Annotated in this window: 20 protein-coding genes and 1 riboswitch; of the genes, 16 read left to right on the top strand and 4 right to left on the bottom strand. The window is 41.9% G+C overall.

The features are described 5' to 3' along the window. Window positions 1–282 precede the first annotated feature (282 nt). The 3 genes from BFG52_RS13775 (at window position 283) to BFG52_RS13765 (ending at window position 4,001) form a co-directional block, all read left to right on the top strand. Window positions 283–1,872, top strand: a complete 1,590-nt coding sequence (locus tag BFG52_RS13775) for a peptide chain release factor 3 (protein WP_067557439.1) — start codon at window positions 283–285, stop codon at window positions 1,870–1,872. A gap of 357 nt (window positions 1,873–2,229) precedes the next feature. Next, on the top strand, window positions 2,230–3,177 hold the full coding sequence (locus tag BFG52_RS13770; RefSeq protein WP_067557436.1) for an RsiV family protein: 948 nt from the start codon (window positions 2,230–2,232) through the stop codon (window positions 3,175–3,177). Between the two features lie 5 nt (window positions 3,178–3,182). Beyond that, the gene (locus tag BFG52_RS13765; RefSeq protein WP_067557433.1) at window positions 3,183–4,001 is read left to right on the top strand and encodes a TatD family hydrolase; all 819 of its coding nucleotides are present in this window, start codon (window positions 3,183–3,185) and stop codon (window positions 3,999–4,001) included. Here the strand turns inward: BFG52_RS13765 and ppa are convergent, their stop codons facing one another. Next, window positions 4,002–4,544 carry an inorganic diphosphatase gene (gene ppa / locus BFG52_RS13760; protein WP_067557430.1) on the bottom strand — a complete coding sequence of 181 codons (543 nt, stop codon included), beginning with the start codon at window positions 4,542–4,544 and terminating at the stop codon, window positions 4,002–4,004. It abuts the gene before it with no gap. A gap of 39 nt (window positions 4,545–4,583) precedes the next feature. On the opposite strand from ppa, the gene BFG52_RS17380 reads away from it, so the two are divergent. Together BFG52_RS17380 and BFG52_RS13750 are read left to right on the top strand one after the other, a co-directional pair. Beyond that, window positions 4,584–4,718: a hypothetical protein gene (locus tag BFG52_RS17380; protein ID WP_267284027.1), complete on the top strand. Its 135-nt coding sequence runs from the start codon at window positions 4,584–4,586 to the stop codon at window positions 4,716–4,718. 136 nt (window positions 4,719–4,854) lie between these two features. Beyond that, a riboswitch (Fluoride riboswitch) is annotated at window positions 4,855–4,922 on the bottom strand. A 161-nt stretch (window positions 4,923–5,083) separates the two neighbouring features. Continuing rightward, window positions 5,084–5,611, top strand: coding sequence for a dihydrofolate reductase family protein (locus BFG52_RS13750; RefSeq protein ID WP_067557424.1), 528 nt, complete (start codon window positions 5,084–5,086; stop codon window positions 5,609–5,611). A gap of 38 nt (window positions 5,612–5,649) precedes the next feature. On the opposite strand, the gene BFG52_RS13745 is transcribed toward BFG52_RS13750, so the two are convergent. Next, window positions 5,650–6,342, bottom strand: coding sequence for a hypothetical protein (locus BFG52_RS13745; protein ID WP_067557422.1), 693 nt, complete (start codon window positions 6,340–6,342; stop codon window positions 5,650–5,652). A gap of 499 nt (window positions 6,343–6,841) precedes the next feature. On the opposite strand from BFG52_RS13745, the gene acnA reads away from it, so the two are divergent. Then, the gene (acnA, locus tag BFG52_RS13740; RefSeq protein WP_067557419.1) at window positions 6,842–9,595 is read left to right on the top strand and encodes an aconitate hydratase AcnA; all 2,754 of its coding nucleotides are present in this window, start codon (window positions 6,842–6,844) and stop codon (window positions 9,593–9,595) included. Between the two features lie 124 nt (window positions 9,596–9,719). Beyond that, window positions 9,720–10,514, top strand: coding sequence for a tRNA threonylcarbamoyladenosine dehydratase (locus tag BFG52_RS13735; RefSeq protein WP_067557415.1), 795 nt, complete (start codon window positions 9,720–9,722; stop codon window positions 10,512–10,514). A 26-nt stretch (window positions 10,515–10,540) separates the two neighbouring features. Here the strand turns inward: BFG52_RS13735 and BFG52_RS13730 are convergent, their stop codons facing one another. After that, the gene (locus tag BFG52_RS13730) at window positions 10,541–11,002 is read right to left on the bottom strand and encodes a tetratricopeptide repeat protein (protein ID WP_071890141.1); all 462 of its coding nucleotides are present in this window, start codon (window positions 11,000–11,002) and stop codon (window positions 10,541–10,543) included. Between the two features lie 121 nt (window positions 11,003–11,123). Next, window positions 11,124–11,447: an SEL1-like repeat protein gene (locus tag BFG52_RS13725; RefSeq protein WP_067557409.1), complete on the bottom strand. Its 324-nt coding sequence runs from the start codon at window positions 11,445–11,447 to the stop codon at window positions 11,124–11,126. Between the two features lie 182 nt (window positions 11,448–11,629). On the opposite strand from BFG52_RS13725, the gene BFG52_RS13720 reads away from it, so the two are divergent. The 9 genes from BFG52_RS13720 to hisS all read left to right on the top strand — a co-directional run bounded on the left by BFG52_RS13720 (window position 11,630) and on the right by hisS (window position 19,903). Next, window positions 11,630–12,913 (top strand): glycosyltransferase family 4 protein, encoded by a 1,284-nt coding sequence (locus tag BFG52_RS13720; protein WP_067557406.1) that lies wholly within the window; start codon window positions 11,630–11,632, stop codon window positions 12,911–12,913. 159 nt (window positions 12,914–13,072) lie between these two features. Then, entirely contained in the window at window positions 13,073–13,624 is a 552-nt protein-coding gene (locus BFG52_RS13715) for a phosphatase PAP2 family protein (protein ID WP_067557403.1), read from the top strand. Between the two features lie 88 nt (window positions 13,625–13,712). Further along, window positions 13,713–13,913, top strand: a complete 201-nt coding sequence (gene iscX, locus BFG52_RS13710) for a Fe-S cluster assembly protein IscX (protein WP_067557400.1) — start codon at window positions 13,713–13,715, stop codon at window positions 13,911–13,913. A 94-nt stretch (window positions 13,914–14,007) separates the two neighbouring features. Then, window positions 14,008–14,439 carry a nucleoside-diphosphate kinase gene (gene ndk / locus BFG52_RS13705; protein ID WP_067557398.1) on the top strand — a complete coding sequence of 144 codons (432 nt, stop codon included), beginning with the start codon at window positions 14,008–14,010 and terminating at the stop codon, window positions 14,437–14,439. Window positions 14,440–14,588: 149 nt separating this feature from the next. After that, on the top strand, window positions 14,589–15,824 hold the full coding sequence (gene rlmN / locus BFG52_RS13700) for a 23S rRNA (adenine(2503)-C(2))-methyltransferase RlmN (RefSeq protein ID WP_067557395.1): 1,236 nt from the start codon (window positions 14,589–14,591) through the stop codon (window positions 15,822–15,824). Between the two features lie 39 nt (window positions 15,825–15,863). Beyond that, window positions 15,864–16,679, top strand: coding sequence for a type IV pilus biogenesis/stability protein PilW (pilW, locus tag BFG52_RS13695; RefSeq protein ID WP_407639213.1), 816 nt, complete (start codon window positions 15,864–15,866; stop codon window positions 16,677–16,679). Further along, on the top strand, window positions 16,670–17,464 hold the full coding sequence (locus tag BFG52_RS13690; RefSeq protein ID WP_067557392.1) for a helix-turn-helix domain-containing protein: 795 nt from the start codon (window positions 16,670–16,672) through the stop codon (window positions 17,462–17,464). The genes pilW and BFG52_RS13690 overlap by 10 nt, the downstream gene beginning before the upstream one ends. A gap of 31 nt (window positions 17,465–17,495) precedes the next feature. Next, the gene (ispG, locus tag BFG52_RS13685; RefSeq protein ID WP_067557389.1) at window positions 17,496–18,611 is read left to right on the top strand and encodes a flavodoxin-dependent (E)-4-hydroxy-3-methylbut-2-enyl-diphosphate synthase; all 1,116 of its coding nucleotides are present in this window, start codon (window positions 17,496–17,498) and stop codon (window positions 18,609–18,611) included. Further along, window positions 18,608–19,903, top strand: coding sequence for a histidine--tRNA ligase (hisS, locus tag BFG52_RS13680; protein ID WP_067557387.1), 1,296 nt, complete (start codon window positions 18,608–18,610; stop codon window positions 19,901–19,903). The genes ispG and hisS overlap by 4 nt, the downstream gene beginning before the upstream one ends. The last annotated feature ends 33 nt before the right edge of the window (window positions 19,904–19,936 follow it).

Raw genomic sequence — 19,936 nt, 5'->3', positions numbered from 1 at the left:
AAGTAGCACAAAGTCCATTGTTATAAAAAGAAGGCTGCCAATAGGTGGCCTTCTTTTTATAGGTGGCCTTCTTTTTATAAGCTTGCACCTTATAAGCTTGTAGTAAAGATTGGAGTACCTAGATTCCCGCCAATCTCCGACGCTGTGTTTTTAATTTAATAGAAGCATGCTAAGTATTGATATACAATTACGCCCATTCTCAATATTTTCATTTCGCACATTGGATTGCACTTTTATTTTTATAATGTGTACAAATGTGTGTACCAATTCAAGATTTAATATATGTCTCAAGATGAACTAAGCAAGCAGGTAAAGGCACGCAGAACCTTCGCCATTATTTCGCATCCCGATGCGGGTAAGACCACCATGACTGAAAAACTGCTGTTGTGGGGCAAAGCCATTCAAGTTGCGGGGATGGTCAAAAGCCGTAAATCTGACCGTGGTGCAACCTCGGACTGGATGGAAATGGAAAAAGAACGTGGTATTTCGATTACCACCTCAGTAATGCAGTTTCCGTATAAAAATCATGTCATTAATTTGCTGGATACTCCAGGACATGAAGACTTCTCCGAAGATACTTACCGCACTTTGACCGCAGTGGATTCTGCCTTAATGGTGATTGATGGCGCCAAAGGCGTGGAAGAGCGCACCATTAAATTGATGGATGTCTGTCGCATGCGCGATACGCCAATCATCTCTTTTGTCAACAAAATGGACCGTGAAATCCGTGAGCCTTTAGAGCTATTAGACGAAATTGAAAATGTACTCAAAATTCGTTGTGTTCCCATTACTTGGCCATTGGGGATGGGGCGTGATTTTGCAGGGGTCTATCATATTACCGAAGAAAAGCTCTATCTTTATAAAGCGGGCTTCGGTTCGACCATTACAGAGATTGAAGTTCGTGATGGTTATGATTATCCCGATATCCGTGAAAAAGTGGGCGATCTTGCATTTGCTGCTTTTGAAGAGTCCTTAGAGTTGGTGCAAATGGCGAATGAGCCTTTGGACCGTGAGCAATTTTTACAAGGTAAGCAAACACCGGTATTGTTTGGTACAGCATTGGGGAACTTTGCGGTTGACCATGTTCTCGATGCTTTCTTAAATTGGGCACCAGAACCTAAAGCTCATCCAACCAAAGAACGTGAAGTGGCTGCAACTGAATCCGTTTTTTCTGGCTTTGTCTTTAAAATTCAGGCCAATATGGACCCTAAACACCGTGACCGTATTGCCTTTATGCGTGTGTGTTCAGGTAAGTATGAAAAAGGCTTAAAAATGAACCATGTCCGTATTGGTAAAGAGGTCCGTATTAGTGATGCATTAACGTTCTTGGCGGGTGAACGTGAGCAGTTAGAAGAAGCATGGCCGGGTGATATTATTGGTCTACATAACCACGGTACCATTCAAATTGGTGATACCTTTACTTCGGGTGAAAATTTACATTTCACAGGAATTCCACACTTTGCACCAGAAATGTTCCGTCGGGTACGTTTACGAGATCCATTAAAATCCAAACAGCTACAAAAAGGCTTAAAAGAACTGTCTGAAGAAGGTGCAACACAAGTCTTTATGCCACAAGGCAATAATGACTTAATCGTTGGTGCTGTCGGCGTTTTGCAGTTTGATGTAGTGGCTTATCGTCTAAAAGAAGAATACAAAGTGGATTGTATTTATGAGCCAGTTAATATCAATACTGTGCGTTGGGTGTCTTGTGATGATGAGAAAAAGTTTAACGAATTTAAGAAGAAAGCCTATGACCAGCTGTCTGTTGATGGTGGCGGACATTTGACTTACTTGGCACCTAGTCGCGTCAATTTGCAATTGATGCAGGAGCGTTATCCAGACATTATCTTCAATGCAACACGTGAACATTAATGCGCGGGAATACGCGGATTAGATAACTTGCTATGCCCTCAACGCAACAGACAGTGCGTAATGAAGCATTCGGCAAATGTTGAGTTGATGGTCAGTAGTGGTACTAAAAAGTGAAGTAAATTCTGTGCAGTTTTGAAATTGCACAGACACAGAGCTTGTGTGCTACAGCGTTAAGTGGTTGTGTAGCGTTAAGCGGTTGGGTTTAATCAATCCAACCGCTTTTTCATATTTATGTGCCAGCTTCAATCGAGCAATAGCACTGCTTAGATCACACAAAACTGTCTTGAGTCGCTCAGAATTGTGTTCTAAGCTGTGAAAGATTTAAATACATTTGAAATTTTTTAAGAAGGTTTGCTGATGCTAAAAACACGCATGGTCATGATGCTAACGATCATTGGGACAGTGGGGCTGTTAAGTGCTTGTCAACCACAGAAAAAACAAGAGAATAAATTAGAAGAGTCTGCGGCATCCGCTGCCGAGGCTGAACAACCACGTATTATATTGGATGGACGTGCTGAGCCATTGCGTTTGCAATTACCAGAGTGCAGTGGTAAAAATTGTCCAGATTTTGCCGTGGAACGCTTACACAGCAATCAGTTTGTGTTGGATGAGCTGATCGACCAAGCGATTGTCACGCAGTTGCAACAGTCATTGGGTGAAGAAGAATCGACTAAGCCGAATGCCAGTTCGGTGGTACATACGCAGCTTGCTGCCAGTCAAGCTACTTTGGCGGTGCAATCCCCAGCAGAACAATTACAAACTCAAGTACAGCCTTATTTGACGCAGTTCTTAAAACTGAACGAAGAGCTCAATACCTTAGGGGCAAAACATAAAATGAGTCTGAGTATTAGCCCTAAGATTTTAAATTCGACCCCGCCTTTGGCGACGGTGGTACTCAATAGCAGTAGTTATTTGGGGGGAGCACATGGTGCTTCTGCACAAAATTATTATAATTTTGATTTAGAAAAGCAAAAGGTCATGAACCTAAAAGATATTGTCCTAAATAAACAATATCCAGCATTAAATAAACTTGCCTATGCCGCATTTCAAAGCTGGATCAAAGACAATAATCTGGCAAATTCTGTACAAGATTATGAGCAAACATGGTCTTTTAAAATGACCAATAATTTTTATTTGGGGAAACAGGGTTTAATTTTGCAGTATGCTGAATATGAAATTGGACCTTATGTGGTGGGGTTACCGCGTTTAGTTTTACCTTATGCACAATTAAAAGGTATTTTAAAAGAGCAATATATTCCAGCTGAGGCGAATCTAAATGCCAGTAGCGCAGTACAACCTGAGTAAGTCTAATGCTGCCTTATGCTTTATTTGATACCCATACGCACTTTGATGTCGAAGAATTTGCGCTGGATCGTATTGAGTTGGCGCAGCAGGCCAAAGCGCGTGGGGTGGAAAAGCTGTTGTTGATTGGCTTTGTGGCTGAGCGATTTCAGGCTTTACAGCAAACACAGCAACAATTACAGCAGGTCGATCAGACCCCACAATGTTTATTGGCACCAGGGCTACATCCAGTATATGTTGAACAGCATCGACCAGCAGACTTGCAAGCTTTAGAACGGTTTTTAAATCGCTATTCATGTGTGGCCATTGGTGAAATTGGTTTAGATCGTTTTTTGCCACAGCATAAAAATGCTGCTATACAAGCGCAACAACAACAGTATTTTATGGCGCAAATTGAGCTGGCGAAGCGCTATGATTTACCGGTTTTATTGCATATTCGTAAGGCACATGCTGAATGTCTAGCTATTTTAAAGCAGCTTAAATTTCAGCATGGTGGTATTGCGCATGCTTTTAGTGGTGGGGTAGAAGAAGCCAAAGCTTTGGTAAAACTGGGGTTTAAACTTGGTATTACGGGGCAGATTACTCAGCCGAATGCTAAAAAACTCTTGCAGGTGGTTCAGCAATTGGGCGCAGAGCATTTGGTGATTGAAACGGATTGTCCAGATATGACACCACGCTGTTGCTATGATCAGCATCAAAGTAGACAACGTAATACCCCTGCCAATTTACCTTATGTTTTAACGGCTTTGGCAGAGGTATTACAAATGCCATGTGCGACATTGGCTGAGATTTTATGGCGCAATAGCCATCAGGCACTGCGCTTATAATCAATGATGATCGTGTTGGGTGGCATAGGCTTGAACGGATTTTAAAATCTCTTGCTGGGCGGCGTCACGATCTCCCCAACCATTAAAGCGCATCCATTTTCCTGTTTCTAAGTCTTTATAATGCTCAAAGAAATGCTGGATTCTATCCAGTTCAAGTTTGGCTAAGTCCGTCAGGGCGTTTACCCTATCATATACTGCACTGAGTTTGGGATGGGGCACGGCAATGATCTTGGCATCGAGCCCATGCTCATCTTCCATATACATCACGCCTATAGGACGACTACGAATTACACTCCCCGCAACCACGGCATGAGGAGCCAACACCAGAACATCTAATGGATCACCATCCTCACTTAAGCTCTGTGGAATATAACCATAATTGGCTGGATAACTCATGGCTGTACTGAGAAAGCGATCAACCAATAAAGCATCATATGCTTTATTGACTTCGTATTTGATTGGACTGGCATATGCTGGGATTTCAATGATGCTATAGAAATCTTCAGGTGGGTGTATACCAGCAGAAATTTTATTAAAACTCATTCTTTATTCCTTTTTAAATTTTTACGGATTTATTTTTAAATGAAAGTTAGTCCGATTATGCCTGCAACACAACATAAAATGTACTCAGTGAAAAATAACGTCTATATGCGTTCTCTGGCTGCAGGAACATATCATGTATGCGGTCGTTATACCGAGCATCATACCGAGGGTTAAAAAAAGGCGAATGTTGATGATGCTGAACATCATAACAAGACAGAAAATGATTGATAGAAAAATGATATCGAGAAAGTGGCATAAGGGGCTCCAGTTGAATAACTGCAGAGCACGTGACTACGCACCCTGCAATGAGGGAAACGTAGGCATCATTAGCCGATCGTGGCGGTTTGTTAGAGGAGGATGACCATCTCCTGAAGAATTATCATAATCTGTTGAGCGAAAAGATCAATTATTTTTTTAGCGCGCTACAGCTTTTATTTATCGGGTCTTTATTTTCTGCCATGTAAGGAAAATAAAAGATTACTGTGCGAACTATTATTTTATAATCACTTCATAAAATTAAGCCGTGGATATTGGATAATATGTCGTTACAGATTATAGGTTATATCGCAACCAGTGCAGATGGTTATATTGCAACTGAGGATGGTCGTTTTGATTTTCTCACAGCGTACCAACATATTGATTGCGGTTATGATGCATTCATTCAGGATATTGATATTATCGTGATGGGACGAAAAACCTATGAAGTTATTTGTGCTTTTGGTGAAGCTTGGCCTTATCCGCATCAAAAAGGTTTTATTGTTAGTTCTCAGGCAGATTTACCGCTTGTGCACCCATCTTTACAACTTTGGCAACACAGCCCAGCGGCATTGGTTGACATGCTTAAACAGCAATATCATGGTCGGGTATGGGTGGTTGGTGGAACACAATTGCAGAATACATTTATTGAAAATAATCTGTTAAATCGGTTAGAAATTTATGAGATGCCAGTATTACTTGGTGCAGGTATTCCATTGTTTCCTCAGAATAAGATACAAGCAGTCGCTTTAAAATCGATCCAAGCAGAGATGATTGCCAATACGATTATTAAAAAAACCTACCTTTTTTAATATTTATTTTTGAATATTTAGTTGGTCACATTTAGTCTTTAACGTTTGGTCTTTTGGTTGGGCTGTGGTTTAATTTTTCCATAGCCGACACCACGGACGATATTGAAAAGATAAAGCATTGTCGCTAAAAAAAGAAAAATAGGCATAATACTAAAGAGATTGCGAAGCATCTCAACAATGATCACGCCAATACGATAATTATAAGCGAAATGAAAGAGTGCACCTCTACGACTCTGTTGAATTGAAATATCTGCATCGAAAAAACTCAATATTATACCGATATAAACGATACCAAAACCAGCAAACAACATGCTGTTCTGTAGCAATGGATGATTCAGCCCTGTGAATGTTTTAAACGGGCCAAATTTATTCGATGTCAGAAAATCATAACAAAATTGTTGATAGTTCTTAGTACAACCTTGTTTTCTTAAAAATAATAAAAAAATATAAGACTCAAGAATAAAGATAATAAGGACGCTATAAATGCTCGTTAATACAGTAAAAAAAGGTAAAGGACCATGTTGACCAATTCTAAGATAAAATTTTTCACTGAGTAATTTATAGATAGAATATTGCCAGTTAGAATGTGCTTCCGCAGGAAAAAATAGCAGTGGTATGATAAAAATAATAGCGGCAACAATGAGCTTAAAATGATTCTGCTTTTTAGTCTTATGCGGCTGGTTTTTTTTGTTAGCGCGGCTATTTGCTGCATTTGCTATTTTTTGTGGCATCGTGATGATCTTATCTTTGCTATTTCATTGAAACGGTATTTCACTCTCAAATATTTAATCCCCAAAGCGATTAATCAAAAAAGCATTGGATTAATCTAGCTTATCTTGCGATCAGTTCGGTCATGATCAAAGCTGAGTATATTGCAGATAAAATTAAAATAATGTTGAATCTAAAAATAATAAAGCAGACATAGCATAAATGATCTCTTGGTATTTCTCAAAAAATCTCTCATAAATTTTCATGACTATGTGGATGCTAAATTGGGATATTCAGCCAGATTCGGGATGACCCTAAATTTAGATAATTATAATAAGTTATTGATAAGAAATTGATTATTATATTATCAGTTGAAATGTGTTTTTTATGCGTTAAAAGCGATTGATTTGCAATATACTTCAAGTTAACCAATTAATAACATTACAATTTTAGATTTGGCATAAAGTGGAATAGGGTGTTTTACAAGCTAGCTTCAAAATCAGCAAGCCGGAGGACGGACCTATGTCTAAGTACAGTAAGATCAATAGTTTTAATGCATTACAACCTTTGTCTGTTGGGGAAAAGCAGTATCAAATCTTTCATTTAAAAGCTTTGGAGACTGCATTAGGTGATTGTTCTCGTTTACCCAAATCTTTAAAAGTGTTATTGGAAAATTTATTGCGCTTTGAAGATGATAAAACAGTCAAAAAACAGCATATCCAAGCGCTTGTCGATTGGCAAAAAACACGCTGTTCAGAGCAAGAAATTCAGTATCGACCTGCGCGGGTGTTGATGCAAGATTTTACCGGAGTCCCTGCCGTGGTTGACTTGGCGGCCATGCGCGCAGCCATTGCCAAAGCGGGAGGGGATCCCAATCAAATTAATCCCTTATCACCTGTCGATCTGGTTATTGATCACTCGGTGATGGTGGATTATTACGCAACAGAGCAAGCTTTTTCAGAGAACGTTGCGCTAGAAATGTATCGTAATGCTGAGCGCTATCAGTTCTTACGTTGGGGGCAGTCTGCCTTTCAACAATTCCGTGTTGTACCGCCGGGTACGGGGATTTGTCATCAGGTCAATCTTGAGTATTTGGCACAAGCCGTATGGCTGGGTGAAAGTGAAGGGCAAAGCTTTGCCTTCCCAGATACCTTGGTTGGAACAGACTCACACACCACCATGATTAATGGTTTGGGGGTACTCGGTTGGGGTGTGGGCGGGATTGAAGCCGAAGCAGCCATGCTGGGGCAACCGATTTCGATGCTGATTCCTGAAGTGATTGGTTTTAAACTAACGGGTAAGCTACGCGAAGGAATTACGGCAACAGATCTGGTCTTAACCATTACGCAGATGTTGCGGCAAAAAGGTGTTGTTGGAAAATTTGTTGAATTTTATGGTGATGGGCTAGCCGATTTAGCACTGGCAGACCGAGCAACCATTGCCAATATGGCACCCGAGTACGGTGCAACCTGCGGCTTTTTCCCCATCGATGAGGTGACGCTGGATTATATGCGTTTGACCGGTCGAGATGCACAGCGTATTGCTTTGACCGAAGCCTATTGCAAAGCGCAAGGCTTATGGCGCCATCATGGCGATGAACCTATTTTTACCGATAGCCTAAGCCTTGATATGAATACGGTACAAGCCAGTGTCGCTGGACCCAAACGTCCGCAAGACCGTGTGGTGCTTGCCGATATTCCTAAGGCTTTCCAAGCCATGCTTGATCTTGATTTAAAACCTTCTATAGAAGCTACAGAACGCATGCGCAATGAAGGCGGTGGAACAGCAATTGATGCCAAAAGCGCAGCCTTACACAGTGAGCAGCCACATTTTGAAATCGATGGACATCGCTATCCGCTACAACAAGGGGATGTGGTGATTTCAGCGATCACATCCTGTACCAATACCTCAAATCCGAGTGTGATGTTGGCGGCAGGGTTATTGGCGAAAAAGGCTGTAGAAAAAGGCTTGAAACTCAAACCTTGGGTGAAAAGCTCTTTGGCACCAGGCTCTAAAGTGGTCACGGACTATTTAACTGCCGCAGGATTATTGCCGTATTTAGATAAGCTCGGCTATAACTTAGTGGGTTATGGTTGTACTACGTGTATTGGTAACTCAGGTCCTTTGCTTAAACCGATAGAAGACGCTATTCAACGCTTCGATCTGAATGTAGCATCGGTACTGTCTGGTAACCGTAACTTTGAAGGGCGGGTACATCCTTTGGTCAAAAGTAATTGGTTGGCTTCACCCCCCTTAGTGATTGCTTTTGGATTAGCCGGCACCATTCGTTTGAATATCAGTCAGGATGTGATTGCAGTCGATAAAGACGGGCAAGATGTTTATCTAAAAGATATTTGGCCAACTCAATCCGACATTCAAAATGTATTGCAAAAAGTTGATACCGAGATGTTCCATAAAGAATATGCTGCGGTATTTGATGGCGATGAGACTTGGCAAGCAATTGCAATTCCTGACAGTCAAACCTATGTATGGCAAGAGGATTCGACTTATATTCGCCACCCACCTTTCTTTGCCGATATCGACCAGCCTGCTGCGCCAATTGAAAATATTAAATCAGCCAATATCTTGGCGGTTTTAGGTGACTCTGTGACGACCGATCATATTTCACCGGCAGGAAATATCAAAAAGGACAGCCCCGCTGGACGCTATTTGCAACAACAAGGGGTAGCGCCACAAGACTTTAACTCTTATGGTTCGCGTCGTGGTAATCATGAAGTCATGATGCGTGGTACCTTTGCCAATATTCGGATTAAAAACGAAATGTTGGGTGGAGAAGAAGGGGGGAATACGCTTTATATCCCAAGCCAAGAAAAAATGTCGATCTATGATGCAGCAATGCGTTATCAAGAACAGCATGTTCCCTTGGTGATTATTGCGGGTAAAGAATATGGTACTGGTTCATCGCGTGACTGGGCTGCCAAAGGCACCAATTTATTGGGGGTTAAGGCTGTGATTGCGGAGAGCTTTGAGCGGATCCATCGTTCTAACTTGGTGGGGATGGGGGTATTACCACTCCAGTTTATAGACCATCAAACCCGGCATACGCTTAATCTCACTGGACATGAACAATTGTCTATTGATGGATTATCCGATGATATTCAACCACATCAACATTTAACGGTAACGGTACAACGTGCAGATGGTAGTCGTGATGAGTTCCAAGTGTTATGTCGTATCGATACCCTTAATGAAGTGGAATATTTTAAAGCCGGGGGGATTTTGCATTATGTACTACGTCATATCCTGGCCGCTTAAATTATAAACTGATATTTTTATAACAAAGGTTCTATGTGTATAGAGCCTTTTTTCATGACTAGACACTTTTATGGAGTAAGTTTGTTAGAATAGCGCGGTATTTTTAACATGATATAGACTCACCATGACTGTATTAACTTCTTCAGATGAATATGATCGCCGTTTTGCGGGTGTTGCCAAAATTTATGGTGATCGTGCATTTCAATATTTTGAAAAGAGTCATGTCATGGTTATTGGCATTGGTGGCGTAGGCTCATGGGCGGTTGAAGCATTGGCACGTAGTGCGATTGCTGAATTAACCTTGGTCGATATGGATGTTTTGGCGGCATCGAATATGAACCGTCAGCTACCGGCGTTGAGTAGTAGTTTGGGGCATGAAAAAATAACGGTGATGGCTGAGCGCTGTCGTGAGATTAACCCACGTATTAAAATCAATCTGGTGGATGATTATCTAAGCGCCGATAATATACAACAGATTTTGGCTACTCCACCCGATGTGGTATTGGACTGCATTGATGATGTTAAAGCGAAGTTGGCACTGATGTTACATTGTCGTTTTAATAAAATACCTTTGATTGTTTCTGGTGGTGCCGGCGGTAAATTAGACCCTTTAAAGATCCGGGTTGCCGACTTGTCTAAAACAGAACAAGATCCAATGTTGGCCAAATTGCGCAGTCAACTACGTGCCATGGGGATTTGTAAAAAGCCCAAAGAGAAATTTGGCATTACGTGCGTGTACTCGATTGATAATCCATTTTCGAGTGCCGATGTTTGTGCCAGTGCAGGACTCCGCTGTGGCGGTTATGGTTCCGCTGTCGTAGTCACCTCTAGCTTTGCCATGATTGCTGTTGCTGAGGTGTTTAAGAAATTAGAGCAGCTCGGTCCTAAGAAACAAAATGCGGCTCCTGTATCAGATTAGCGTGTGAGACAGGATTTTTATAAGTTTTACAAAGCATTCGCTTTTTTTAAAGCATCGGGATTGCCTTGTGTTGCTGCATTTAAGTACCAAACTTTAGCATGCGCTAAGTTTTTCGTGGTACCTTGCCCTTTTTCATACATTAAGCCGAGATTATATTGAGCTGATGCTAAACCTTGCTCCGCTGCTTTTTTATACCAGTAAAAAGCACGCTTTTCATCTAGAGGGACGACAATACCTTGCTGGTAGTACTCTGCCACACGATTTTGAGCACGAGGATGATTATCTTTAGCTGCTCTATTAGACCAATAAAAGGCTTGTTTTTCATCTTTAGGCGTGCCGTTTCCGTATTTATAGCAGGAGGAAAGATTATAGGCACCTGCTATATCGCCTAGTTCTGCAGCTTTTTTAAAATATGCAAAAGCTTTTTTATGATCTTGATTGACGCCCAATCCTTTTGCATAAATAGCTCCTATTGAATTTATAGACATAGGAAGTTTTTGATCAGCAGATCTTTTATACCATTTATATGCTTCAGCGTAATCTTGATGAAGACCAAGACCAAACTGATATAGAATACCTATATTGTGTGTAGCGATTAAATGGTTTTTTTCAGCAGCAAGTAAGTAAGTAATAATCTAAAGCTTTTTTATAATCTATCGTTCCTGCTTTCCCATAATGATAGATGGTTCCTAAATTATAAAGTGCTTCACTATTTCCCTGTGTTGCAGATTGTTCTAGCGCTTTGATCGCTAAAGTTACATTTTCTACACCACCCTGTGTTAACAGTTGCACGGCTGTATCAAAATAATCATCATTTTTTTGTTGAGATATATTGCTTGCGTTTTGCTCGGACTGCTCTTTTTTTACATCGGATGTATTGGGACTACAAGCAGTGCTACCTAGTATTGATAATGCTAAAAAAATATATCGCATAATTGTCCTTCATTATTATCATTCATTCAGAGGCATGAGAGAAGTGTAGCCTATAGCAATGCAAATGTTGAGTAAGTTATTTAATACGCAGTTTGTTTTTTCAATAAACTGTCATCAAAGCAACATTAAACTGAAAGAACACCACGATATGCTCAGTAAAAATTAGCTTATTGGGTGCTTTTATGACACATCAGTATGCACAACCTTTCTTTGAAAAGGCTCATCATTTCCGTAGCCCTACGCCACTTTATTTAACCAAAAATACATCAAGTTTGGCTGCAATGACTGCTCTTGATGTACAAACCTTGACCCGACCACGACTTAAAATTGCCATTGTTACAGAAACATGGACACCAGAAATCAATGGTGTGGCAATGACATTATTGCAGTTATGCCAAGGCTTGCAGCGCCAAGGGCATCAGATTTTATTGATTCGCCCACAACAAAAACAAAGCTGTCATCGTTTTGTGCCGAATCGGGAATGTCTGGTCAAAGCACAGACTATTCCACGTTATAGTGGCTTACAGTTTGGTTGGCCACAGTACCAAAAGGTTGCAACCGCTTTAAAGCATTTTAATGCCGATGTGGTGCATATCGTGACAGAAGGTCCTTTAGGCTTGGCTGCGCTCTATGCAGCAAAACATCTGCAAATCGCTATATCCAGCGGTTTTCATTCTCCATTTCAGGATTTTAGTCGTTTTTTTGATTTGGCTTTTCTGATGAAACCAATACAACATTATTTACGTTGGTTTCATAATCAAACCCAGTTGACCTGCGTGCCCAGTCGAGATACCGAGCAGGCATTGCTGGCTTTTGGTGTGTACTGCCCGATGGTGCTTATTGGACGAGGTGTCGATACTCAGCGCTTTTCACCGCAATATCGCAGTCAACAGTGTCGCGCCGCATGGGGTGTTGATGCAGCCACCACGGTATTACTTTATGTGGGGCGTTTATCGCCAGAAAAACAAGTCGATCAATTGATTGCGCATTATTTACAGTTGCGTGACCAACGCAAAGACTTTTGTATGGTTGTGGTGGGGGATGGTCCTGATCTGGCGCGCTTACAGGCTTTGGCGCAAGGGCAGGTCATTTTTACCGGTGCTTTACGCGATCAGGCATTGGCAACAGCATATGCCAGTGCCGATGTGTTTGTGTTTGCAAGCCAAGTAGAAACCTTTGGCAATGTGGTGTTAGAAGCGATGGCAAGTGCTTTGCCTGTGGTTGCTTATGATTATGCCTGTGCTCAGCAGTATGTGCAGCAGGGGCGGAGTGGTTGGCGTATTCCCTTAAAACAAAGTCAAGCATTTCAACGCTGTTTGTTACAACTGCCTGACTTAACGCAGTTGCGAGAGATGGGTCAATACGCAGCACAGCGGGTACAGAATGTTGGATGGCAGCATGTGGTTCAGGACTTTGAACGTGCTTTATATCAGGTTAAATACGCCTATCAGATGCAACTACAATAATCGCAAAACAAGCTAATTTGTAACAACAACCTTGAAAACAACTTTGCAAGAAGTTTGCAAGAAGGTAGATGATCAACAAGTGAAACAACAAAAAACACTGTGATTGAGACCATGTCGACTCGCCAGGCAAGATCGGCAGATCGACTCAGGGAGACCGTGATGAAGCTAAAGAACGCTAAAATAAAAATATTAGATTTAGATTTAAAAGGTTGCCTATATTTTAATGATTTTCTCCATTATCAAAGAATTGCATTATTTTTCCGCTGGGTGAGTCGTTTGGGTAATGGCATATTTTGGTATGTATTATTGATGATTGCTTATGTGATGCAGGGCTGGGCTTATTGGCGGCAGATGGTATTCATTGTGTTGGGATGTAGTGTTGGAACGCTGATATATAAATGGTTAAAACAACACACCACACGACCCCGCCCATATCAAGTACACCAAGTGATTATGCGTGGTGAACATCCTTTGGATTACTTTAGTTTTCCATCTGGGCACACTTTACATGCCGTTATGCTGAGTGTGGTGCTGGGCTATATTATGCCAAGTTTATTATGGTTGATGTTGCCTTTTACGGTGCTGGTGGCATTGTCGCGTATGGTTCTAGGACTGCATTATCCTAGTGATGTTCTGGTGGGGGCTTTGATTGGTGCCAGTGTTGCCGGTTTGGTGATTTTATCTGCCAATTATCTGCAAATTAGCCTTTAAAAAAGCGCTAGCTTACATTGTCAATCATAGTCAATGTTCAATGGCTTTGTTAGAGTATAGCCATAATTTGAAATATCTAGGACGAAGTATGGGTTTACGTTGGAGTGATAGCATTGATATTGCCATTGAGTTGCTGGAGGCGCATCCGGATGTCGACCCACAGTGGGTTCGTTTTACCGATTTACACAGTTGGGTTTGTGCATTAGACGATTTTAGCGATGACCCCGAAAAGTCATCTGAGGGCTTATTAGAAGCCATACAAATGGCTTGGATCGACGAAGCAAATTAAAAAACTGCTTTTTTTACATATCAAAAGCTGATCATGGCTCATTTACTCTGTATAATGCGCCCAATTTTTCATGATATCTTTGAGGAGCCTCGTCATGGCGATTGAACGCACTTTATCAATTGTTAAACCAGATGCAGTTGCAAAAAACCACATCGGTGATATTTTTGCACGTTTTGAAAAAGCTGGTCTTAAAATTGTTGCGACTAAAATGAAGCATTTAACCCAAGCTGAAGCAGAAGGTTTTTATGCTGAACATAAAGAACGTGGTTTCTTTGCTGACCTCGTTGCATTCATGACGTCTGGTCCAGTTGTTGTGTCTGTACTTGAAGGCGAAAATGCAGTTCTTGCTCATCGCGAAATTCTTGGTGCGACCAATCCTAAAGAAGCTGCTGCAGGGACTATCCGTGCAGACTTTGCTACAAGCATTGATGAAAATGCTGCGCACGGTTCTGACTCTGTTGCATCTGCTGAACGTGAAGTTGCTTATTTCTTCACTGCTGAAGAAATCTGCCCACGTACACGTTAATACACCAAAAGCGAAAACCAAATAAGTGTTATACTCCTTATTTGGTTTTTTCTTTTCTCAATCTTTGATTTGTTGTTCGGTTTTTTATTCGGTTTTGCTGATTGCACCCGCGCAGACTATTTGTTAACTCGTCGTTTTAGGTATTCCTCATGAACACTGAAGTGCTCACTTCATCCCCAGCACAAGCCCAGCAACGCGATGCCGCGCTGGTACAGCCACAGGATGCTGTTGCCCCTAAAGTCAACCTAATGGGGATGTCACGGCAAGAGCTAGAACAATTTTTTGAAGCGATGGGTGAGAAAAAATTTCGTGCAACGCAAGTCATGAAATGGATTCATCAGTTTTTTGTGACCGATTTTAGCCTCATGAGCAATATTTCCGGTAAGTTACGAGAAAAGCTCATGGCACGCTGTGAGATTCGCGCCCCTGAAGTGGTACATCGTCATTATTCTAAAGATGGTACACGTAAATGGGTGTTTCGTGTCGGTGATGGCGCTGGCTCTTTGGTGGAAACTGTACTGATTCCAGCCGATGATAAAACCGGCGCACGTAAAACCCTATGTATTTCCTCTCAGGTGGGCTGTGCATTAGATTGCTCATTTTGTTCGACGGGTAAACAAGGTTTTCAACGTGATCTGACACCTGCCGAGATTATTGGTCAGCTGTGGATGGCAAACTACTCTTATATGGAAGAGGTTGCGATAGCAGAGCGTGAACGTACCGTGACCAATGTGGTGATGATGGGCATGGGGGAACCGCTGTTGAACTATGATGCTGTATTAAGTTCAATGCAAATTATGCTCGATGATTTTGCTTATGGGATGTCAAAGCGCCGAGTGACCTTGTCAACCTCCGGTGTGGTGCCTAAAATAGACCAGTTGGCTCAAGATATCGATGTTGCTTTGGCGATTTCGTTACACGCACCCAATGATGCACTACGAAATGAATTAGTCCCGATCAATAAAAAATATCCATTGGCAGAGTTAATTGCTGCTTGCCAACGTTATTTGGCTAAAGATGGTCATGACAGTTCACGCCGTCATGTCACCATTGAATATGTCATGTTAGATGGTGTCAATGACCAGCCTGAACATGCACAACAGTTATTGAAATTATTGAAAAATTTACCAAGTAAAATTAATTTAATTCCATTTAATCCATTTCCACATGCACCCTATGGGCGTTCGAGTCGTAATCGGATTATGGCGTTTCAGAAAACTTTATCGGATGCTGGTTTTGTCTGTACCATTCGTCAGACACGTGGTGATGATATTGATGCTGCCTGTGGGCAATTGGTGGGGCAAGTGGCTGACCGTACCCGTCGTGCTGCCCAGTGGAAGAAAAAAGTAGAACAACAACATGTGATTATGCGTAGTTCTTCATAGTTTTTATTTTTAATTATATTGTACATAGGAGTACTTTCTTTGAACCAAGCGTTAACTTTAAGTCGTATTGCAGGGTTTGCAATCGCTTTAGGTCTATGCGGTGTTCAGGGATGTCATCATAACCCGCGCGCGACATTAGGGGCGAAAGACCCAGAAAAAGCGGCTAAAATTCGTGTGCAGATGGCTGCCGAGTATATTCGCCAAGGGGATTTAGATGCTGCGAAACGAGCCTTAGACCAAGCCTTGCTTACAGCACCTAAAGATCCCAATGCCAATATGATGATGGGCGTTTTATTACAACAAGACGGTAGCCCCGAACATTTGCAACAAGCAGAACAATATTTTTTGAAGGCGATTGCGCGAGATAGCAATAACCCTCAGCTACATAATAATTACGGTACTTATCTGTTTCAGATTAAACGCTATGATCAAGCCATTGCACAACTTCAGCTCGCAGCACAGCACTTGGGCTATGAACAGCGTTATCGTGCATTGGAAAATCTGGGACGCATTTATTTGCTACAACAAAACTTCGCTTTGGCTGAAAAAAACTTTAAACAAGCCTTGCAAGTTAGACCCGATTCTAGTATTTCAATGTTAGAGTTGTCAGAACTACATTATTTGCAGCACAATAGTGTCGCTGCGACCGCATTCTATGAACAATATGTTCAGAAAACAGGTCATAATAATCAGAGTGCTCGGGCACTTTGGTTGGGCATTCGTTTAGCGCGTGCTAATCATCAGCAGAATCAGTTGCAAGTGTTGATTAATCAGCTTGCAGTTGCTTTTCCTGAGAGTCCAGAATATCAACGTTATCTAAAATTACAGTACAGTACTGAGGCCGTATGGAAGTAAATCCTAATTCACAGCAACCTACAGGTTCAAACGTAGCACCTAATGCATTAGGAAATGTTCAACGTCCTGGCGAGTACTTACGTCAAATACGGACAAAGCAAGCGCTTACAGTTGAAGATGTTGCTGCGCGCCTAAACATGCCGCTCAAAACCTTAGATGCTTTAGAACAAGATGAATACAATCGTCTGCCTGAAGCAACCTTTATTAAAGGTTACTATCGCTCTTATGCAAAATTATTAAATGTCGATGCGACTGCGCTCATACAGCGTTTTGATGAAATTTATGAAAATGACACTGGTCGCTTGCCGCATCATACTTTGCAAGATTCACCCATCAAAATTATGGGTAAATTGCCAGGTTCCAACAGTGACCGTAATAAAAAATGGTTAAAACGCATTGCTTTGGCAATCGTGCTTGTTGCGATAATTTGGATGCTGGTGATACTGGCACAAAAATGGTCTGCGAAGAAATCCGATGTCGCTGCCGATACCAACAATACTGAACAAGCGGTGCAAGTGCTGTCTTTAGGGGAGTCTAATCAGGCTGCCAGCGGTGATCAGCTGAGCTTGCAGTTTAATCATCCGACATCGGTACATATTGTGGATGGTACCGGTAAAGTTTTAGCAACGGGACGCCAAGCCGACCGTTTAAAACTCAGTGGCAGCTCGCCATTCCAAATTCGCCTTGATGATGCAACGGCTGTGTCATTAAGCCTTAATGATGAGCAGATTTCATTATCTCCATATACGGTAAATGGTAAAGCTGAATTCCGTTTATCTCGTTAATGTTGCTGATGAAAAGCTGTGGAGCACAATCATGATCGAAAATCCAATCCAACGACGTCCAACGCGTAAAATCCGGGTTGGTTCTGTTTATGTTGGTGGTGATGCACCCATATCCATTCAAAGTATGACCAATACAGAAACCTGTGATGTTGCGGCAACGGTTGCACAGATTCAACGTTGTGCCGATGCCGGTGCAGACATCATGCGTGTTTCTGTGCCCAGTATGGAAGCGGCCGCCGCTTTTGGTGAAATCCGTAAACTCGTCAATGTACCTTTGGTTGCCGATATTCATTTTGATTATAAAATTGCTTTAAAAGTTGCAGATTTAGGCGCAGATTGTTTGCGTATTAACCCAGGTAATATTGGTTCAGAAGCCAAAATTCGTGAAGTTGTTGCTGCGGCAAAACATCATGATATCTCTATGCGAATTGGGGTGAATGCCGGTTCTTTAGAGAAAGATTTACAAAAGAAATATGGTGAACCGACTGGGCAAGCATTGTTAGAGTCGGCATTGCGGCATATCGATATTTTAGACCGACTGAATTTTCATGAGTTTAAAATATCGGTGAAAGCATCAAACGTATTTTTGACGCTAGATGCTTATCGACTCTTGTCTAAGCAAATCGATAACCCCTTACACCTCGGGGTGACCGAAGCGGGGATTTATCGTACCGGTACGGTGAAGTCTGCGATTGCTTTGGGTGGGCTGTTGATGGAAGGCATTGGCGATACCATGCGTATTTCCTTGGCTGCCGAGCCTGAAGATGAAATCAAAATTGGTTTTGATATCTTAAAGTCTTTGGGGCTACGCTCGAACGGGATTAACTTTATTGCCTGTCCGAGTTGTTCACGACAAGAGTTTAATGTCATCAAAGTCATGCAAATGTTAGAAGAGCGCTTGGAAGATGTGCGCACGCCGATGGATGTTTCTGTGATTGGTTGTAAGGTCAATGGACCTGGTGAAGCCAAAGAAGCCGATATTGGCGTAGTAGGTGCGAGTCCGCGTTCACTGGTGTATCATAACGGCGAAAAGAGCCATTTAATTGATACTCACCAATTGGTTGATGAGATCGAAAATATGGTTCGTCAACGTGTTAAGGTGCTTGAAGAAGCTAAATCTAAAGAGATCATTCGTAGTTCATCATGAGTTCAATCGTCGCAATCAAAGGTTTTAATGACATACTCCCGAGCCAAACACCGGCTTGGAGACGTTTAGAGCAGCAACTGGCATCCCTCATGGATGCTTATGGCTATCAACAAATTCGTTTGCCGATGGTTGAGCATACGCATTTGTTTAAACGTTCCATCGGTGATGCGACGGATATTGTTGAAAAAGAAATGTATACCTTTTTAGATAAAGGTAATCCACCTGAGTCACTGACCTTGCGTCCTGAAGGGACAGCAGGCTGTGTACGCGCCATGCTTGAACATAATTTGCTGCGTGGTGCGACACCGCGTGTCTGGTATAACGGACCGATGTTTCGTTATGAAAAACCACAAAAAGGTCGTTATCGTCAGTTTCATCAATTTGGGGTGGAAACTTTTGGTGTGGCAACACCAGACATGGATGCGGAGCTTATTTTATTAACGGCGCGTCTATGGAAACGTTTAGGTATTTCAGATAAAGTTCAGCTGGAACTCAATAGCTTGGGTGAAAGCGATGAACGTGCGGCTTATCGTGATGCGTTGGTGAACTTCTTAAGTGCCCATAAAGCAGATTTGGACGAAGACTCGCAACGTCGTCTTGGCACCAACCCACTCAGAATTTTAGATTCTAAAGATGCCAATACGCAAAAGATTTTAGAACATGCACCGAAACTGCATGACTTCTTACAACAAGAGAGTTTGCAACATTTTGCGCAACTGCAGCAATATCTTCAAGCCGCAGGCATCGACTTTGTAATCAATCAAAAGTTAGTCCGTGGGCTAGATTATTACAACAAAACAGTTTTTGAGTGGACAACAACTCACCTTGGTTCACAAGGAACGGTTTGTGCGGGTGGACGCTATGATGGTCTAGTTGGACAGCTTAAAGGTAAAGCGGAGCAATCTGTGCCGGCTGTTGGCTTTGCCATGGGGATTGAACGTTTATTGTTGTTACTTGAGCAAGTGGCTCAGGATGAGGTACAGCGTGATTGTGAAGTCTTCTTATTGGCCGATGTCGCTTATCAAATGCAAGCCTTGGTACTTGCTGAAAACATTCGTGATCAATTAGAGCAAGCTGGTTCTAGCATCCGTTTAAAAGTGGGTTCAGCGGGTTCTATGAAAAGCCAAATGAAGAAAGCAGATCAATCTGGTGCAATATATGCCTTGATCTTGGGTGAGCGTGAATGGGATGCGCAGCAATTGACGGTGAAAACATTGGCGAATGCCGATCAAAGCACGGTGGCCATTGCAGAGATAAGCACATTCCTGCAACAACAGCTTTCTAGCAGATAATTTGACCAGAATCATAAATATAAGGGTAAATAT

The sequence above is a fragment of the Acinetobacter larvae genome (genome assembly GCF_001704115.1).
Lineage (GTDB): Bacteria > Pseudomonadota > Gammaproteobacteria > Pseudomonadales > Moraxellaceae > Acinetobacter > Acinetobacter larvae.
The sequence above is the reverse complement of the archived record's forward strand: the minus strand, read 5'-3'. Positions and strand labels throughout refer to the sequence as shown.

Excerpts from the sequence above, each read along its gene's own strand:
- BFG52_RS13720 (WP_067557406.1), top strand. The coding sequence starts at position 11,630 with ATGACACATCAGTATGCACAACCTTTCTTTGAAAAGGCTCATCATTTC.
- BFG52_RS13750 (WP_067557424.1), top strand. The coding sequence starts at position 5,084 with ATGTCGTTACAGATTATAGGTTATATCGCAACCAGTGCAGATGGTTAT.
- hisS (WP_067557387.1), top strand. The coding sequence starts at position 18,608 with ATGAGTTCAATCGTCGCAATCAAAGGTTTTAATGACATACTCCCGAGC.
- BFG52_RS13690 (WP_067557392.1), top strand. The coding sequence starts at position 16,670 with ATGGAAGTAAATCCTAATTCACAGCAACCTACAGGTTCAAACGTAGCA.
- BFG52_RS13770 (WP_067557436.1), top strand. The coding sequence starts at position 2,230 with ATGCTAAAAACACGCATGGTCATGATGCTAACGATCATTGGGACAGTG.
- BFG52_RS13775 (WP_067557439.1), top strand. The coding sequence starts at position 283 with ATGTCTCAAGATGAACTAAGCAAGCAGGTAAAGGCACGCAGAACCTTC.
- BFG52_RS13735 (WP_067557415.1), top strand. The coding sequence starts at position 9,720 with ATGACTGTATTAACTTCTTCAGATGAATATGATCGCCGTTTTGCGGGT.
- ppa (WP_067557430.1), bottom strand. The coding sequence starts at position 4,544 with ATGAGTTTTAATAAAATTTCTGCTGGTATACACCCACCTGAAGATTTC.
- acnA (WP_067557419.1), top strand. The coding sequence starts at position 6,842 with ATGTCTAAGTACAGTAAGATCAATAGTTTTAATGCATTACAACCTTTG.
- BFG52_RS13725 (WP_067557409.1), bottom strand. The coding sequence starts at position 11,447 with ATGCGATATATTTTTTTAGCATTATCAATACTAGGTAGCACTGCTTGT.
- ispG (WP_067557389.1), top strand. The coding sequence starts at position 17,496 with ATGATCGAAAATCCAATCCAACGACGTCCAACGCGTAAAATCCGGGTT.
- rlmN (WP_067557395.1), top strand. The coding sequence starts at position 14,589 with ATGAACACTGAAGTGCTCACTTCATCCCCAGCACAAGCCCAGCAACGC.
- iscX (WP_067557400.1), top strand. The coding sequence starts at position 13,713 with ATGGGTTTACGTTGGAGTGATAGCATTGATATTGCCATTGAGTTGCTG.
- BFG52_RS13730 (WP_071890141.1), bottom strand. The coding sequence starts at position 11,002 with ATGTCTATAAATTCAATAGGAGCTATTTATGCAAAAGGATTGGGCGTC.
- BFG52_RS13745 (WP_067557422.1), bottom strand. The coding sequence starts at position 6,342 with ATGCCACAAAAAATAGCAAATGCAGCAAATAGCCGCGCTAACAAAAAA.
- BFG52_RS13765 (WP_067557433.1), top strand. The coding sequence starts at position 3,183 with ATGCTGCCTTATGCTTTATTTGATACCCATACGCACTTTGATGTCGAA.
- BFG52_RS17380 (WP_267284027.1), top strand. The coding sequence starts at position 4,584 with ATGAAAGTTAGTCCGATTATGCCTGCAACACAACATAAAATGTACTCA.
- ndk (WP_067557398.1), top strand. The coding sequence starts at position 14,008 with ATGGCGATTGAACGCACTTTATCAATTGTTAAACCAGATGCAGTTGCA.
- BFG52_RS13715 (WP_067557403.1), top strand. The coding sequence starts at position 13,073 with ATGAAGCTAAAGAACGCTAAAATAAAAATATTAGATTTAGATTTAAAA.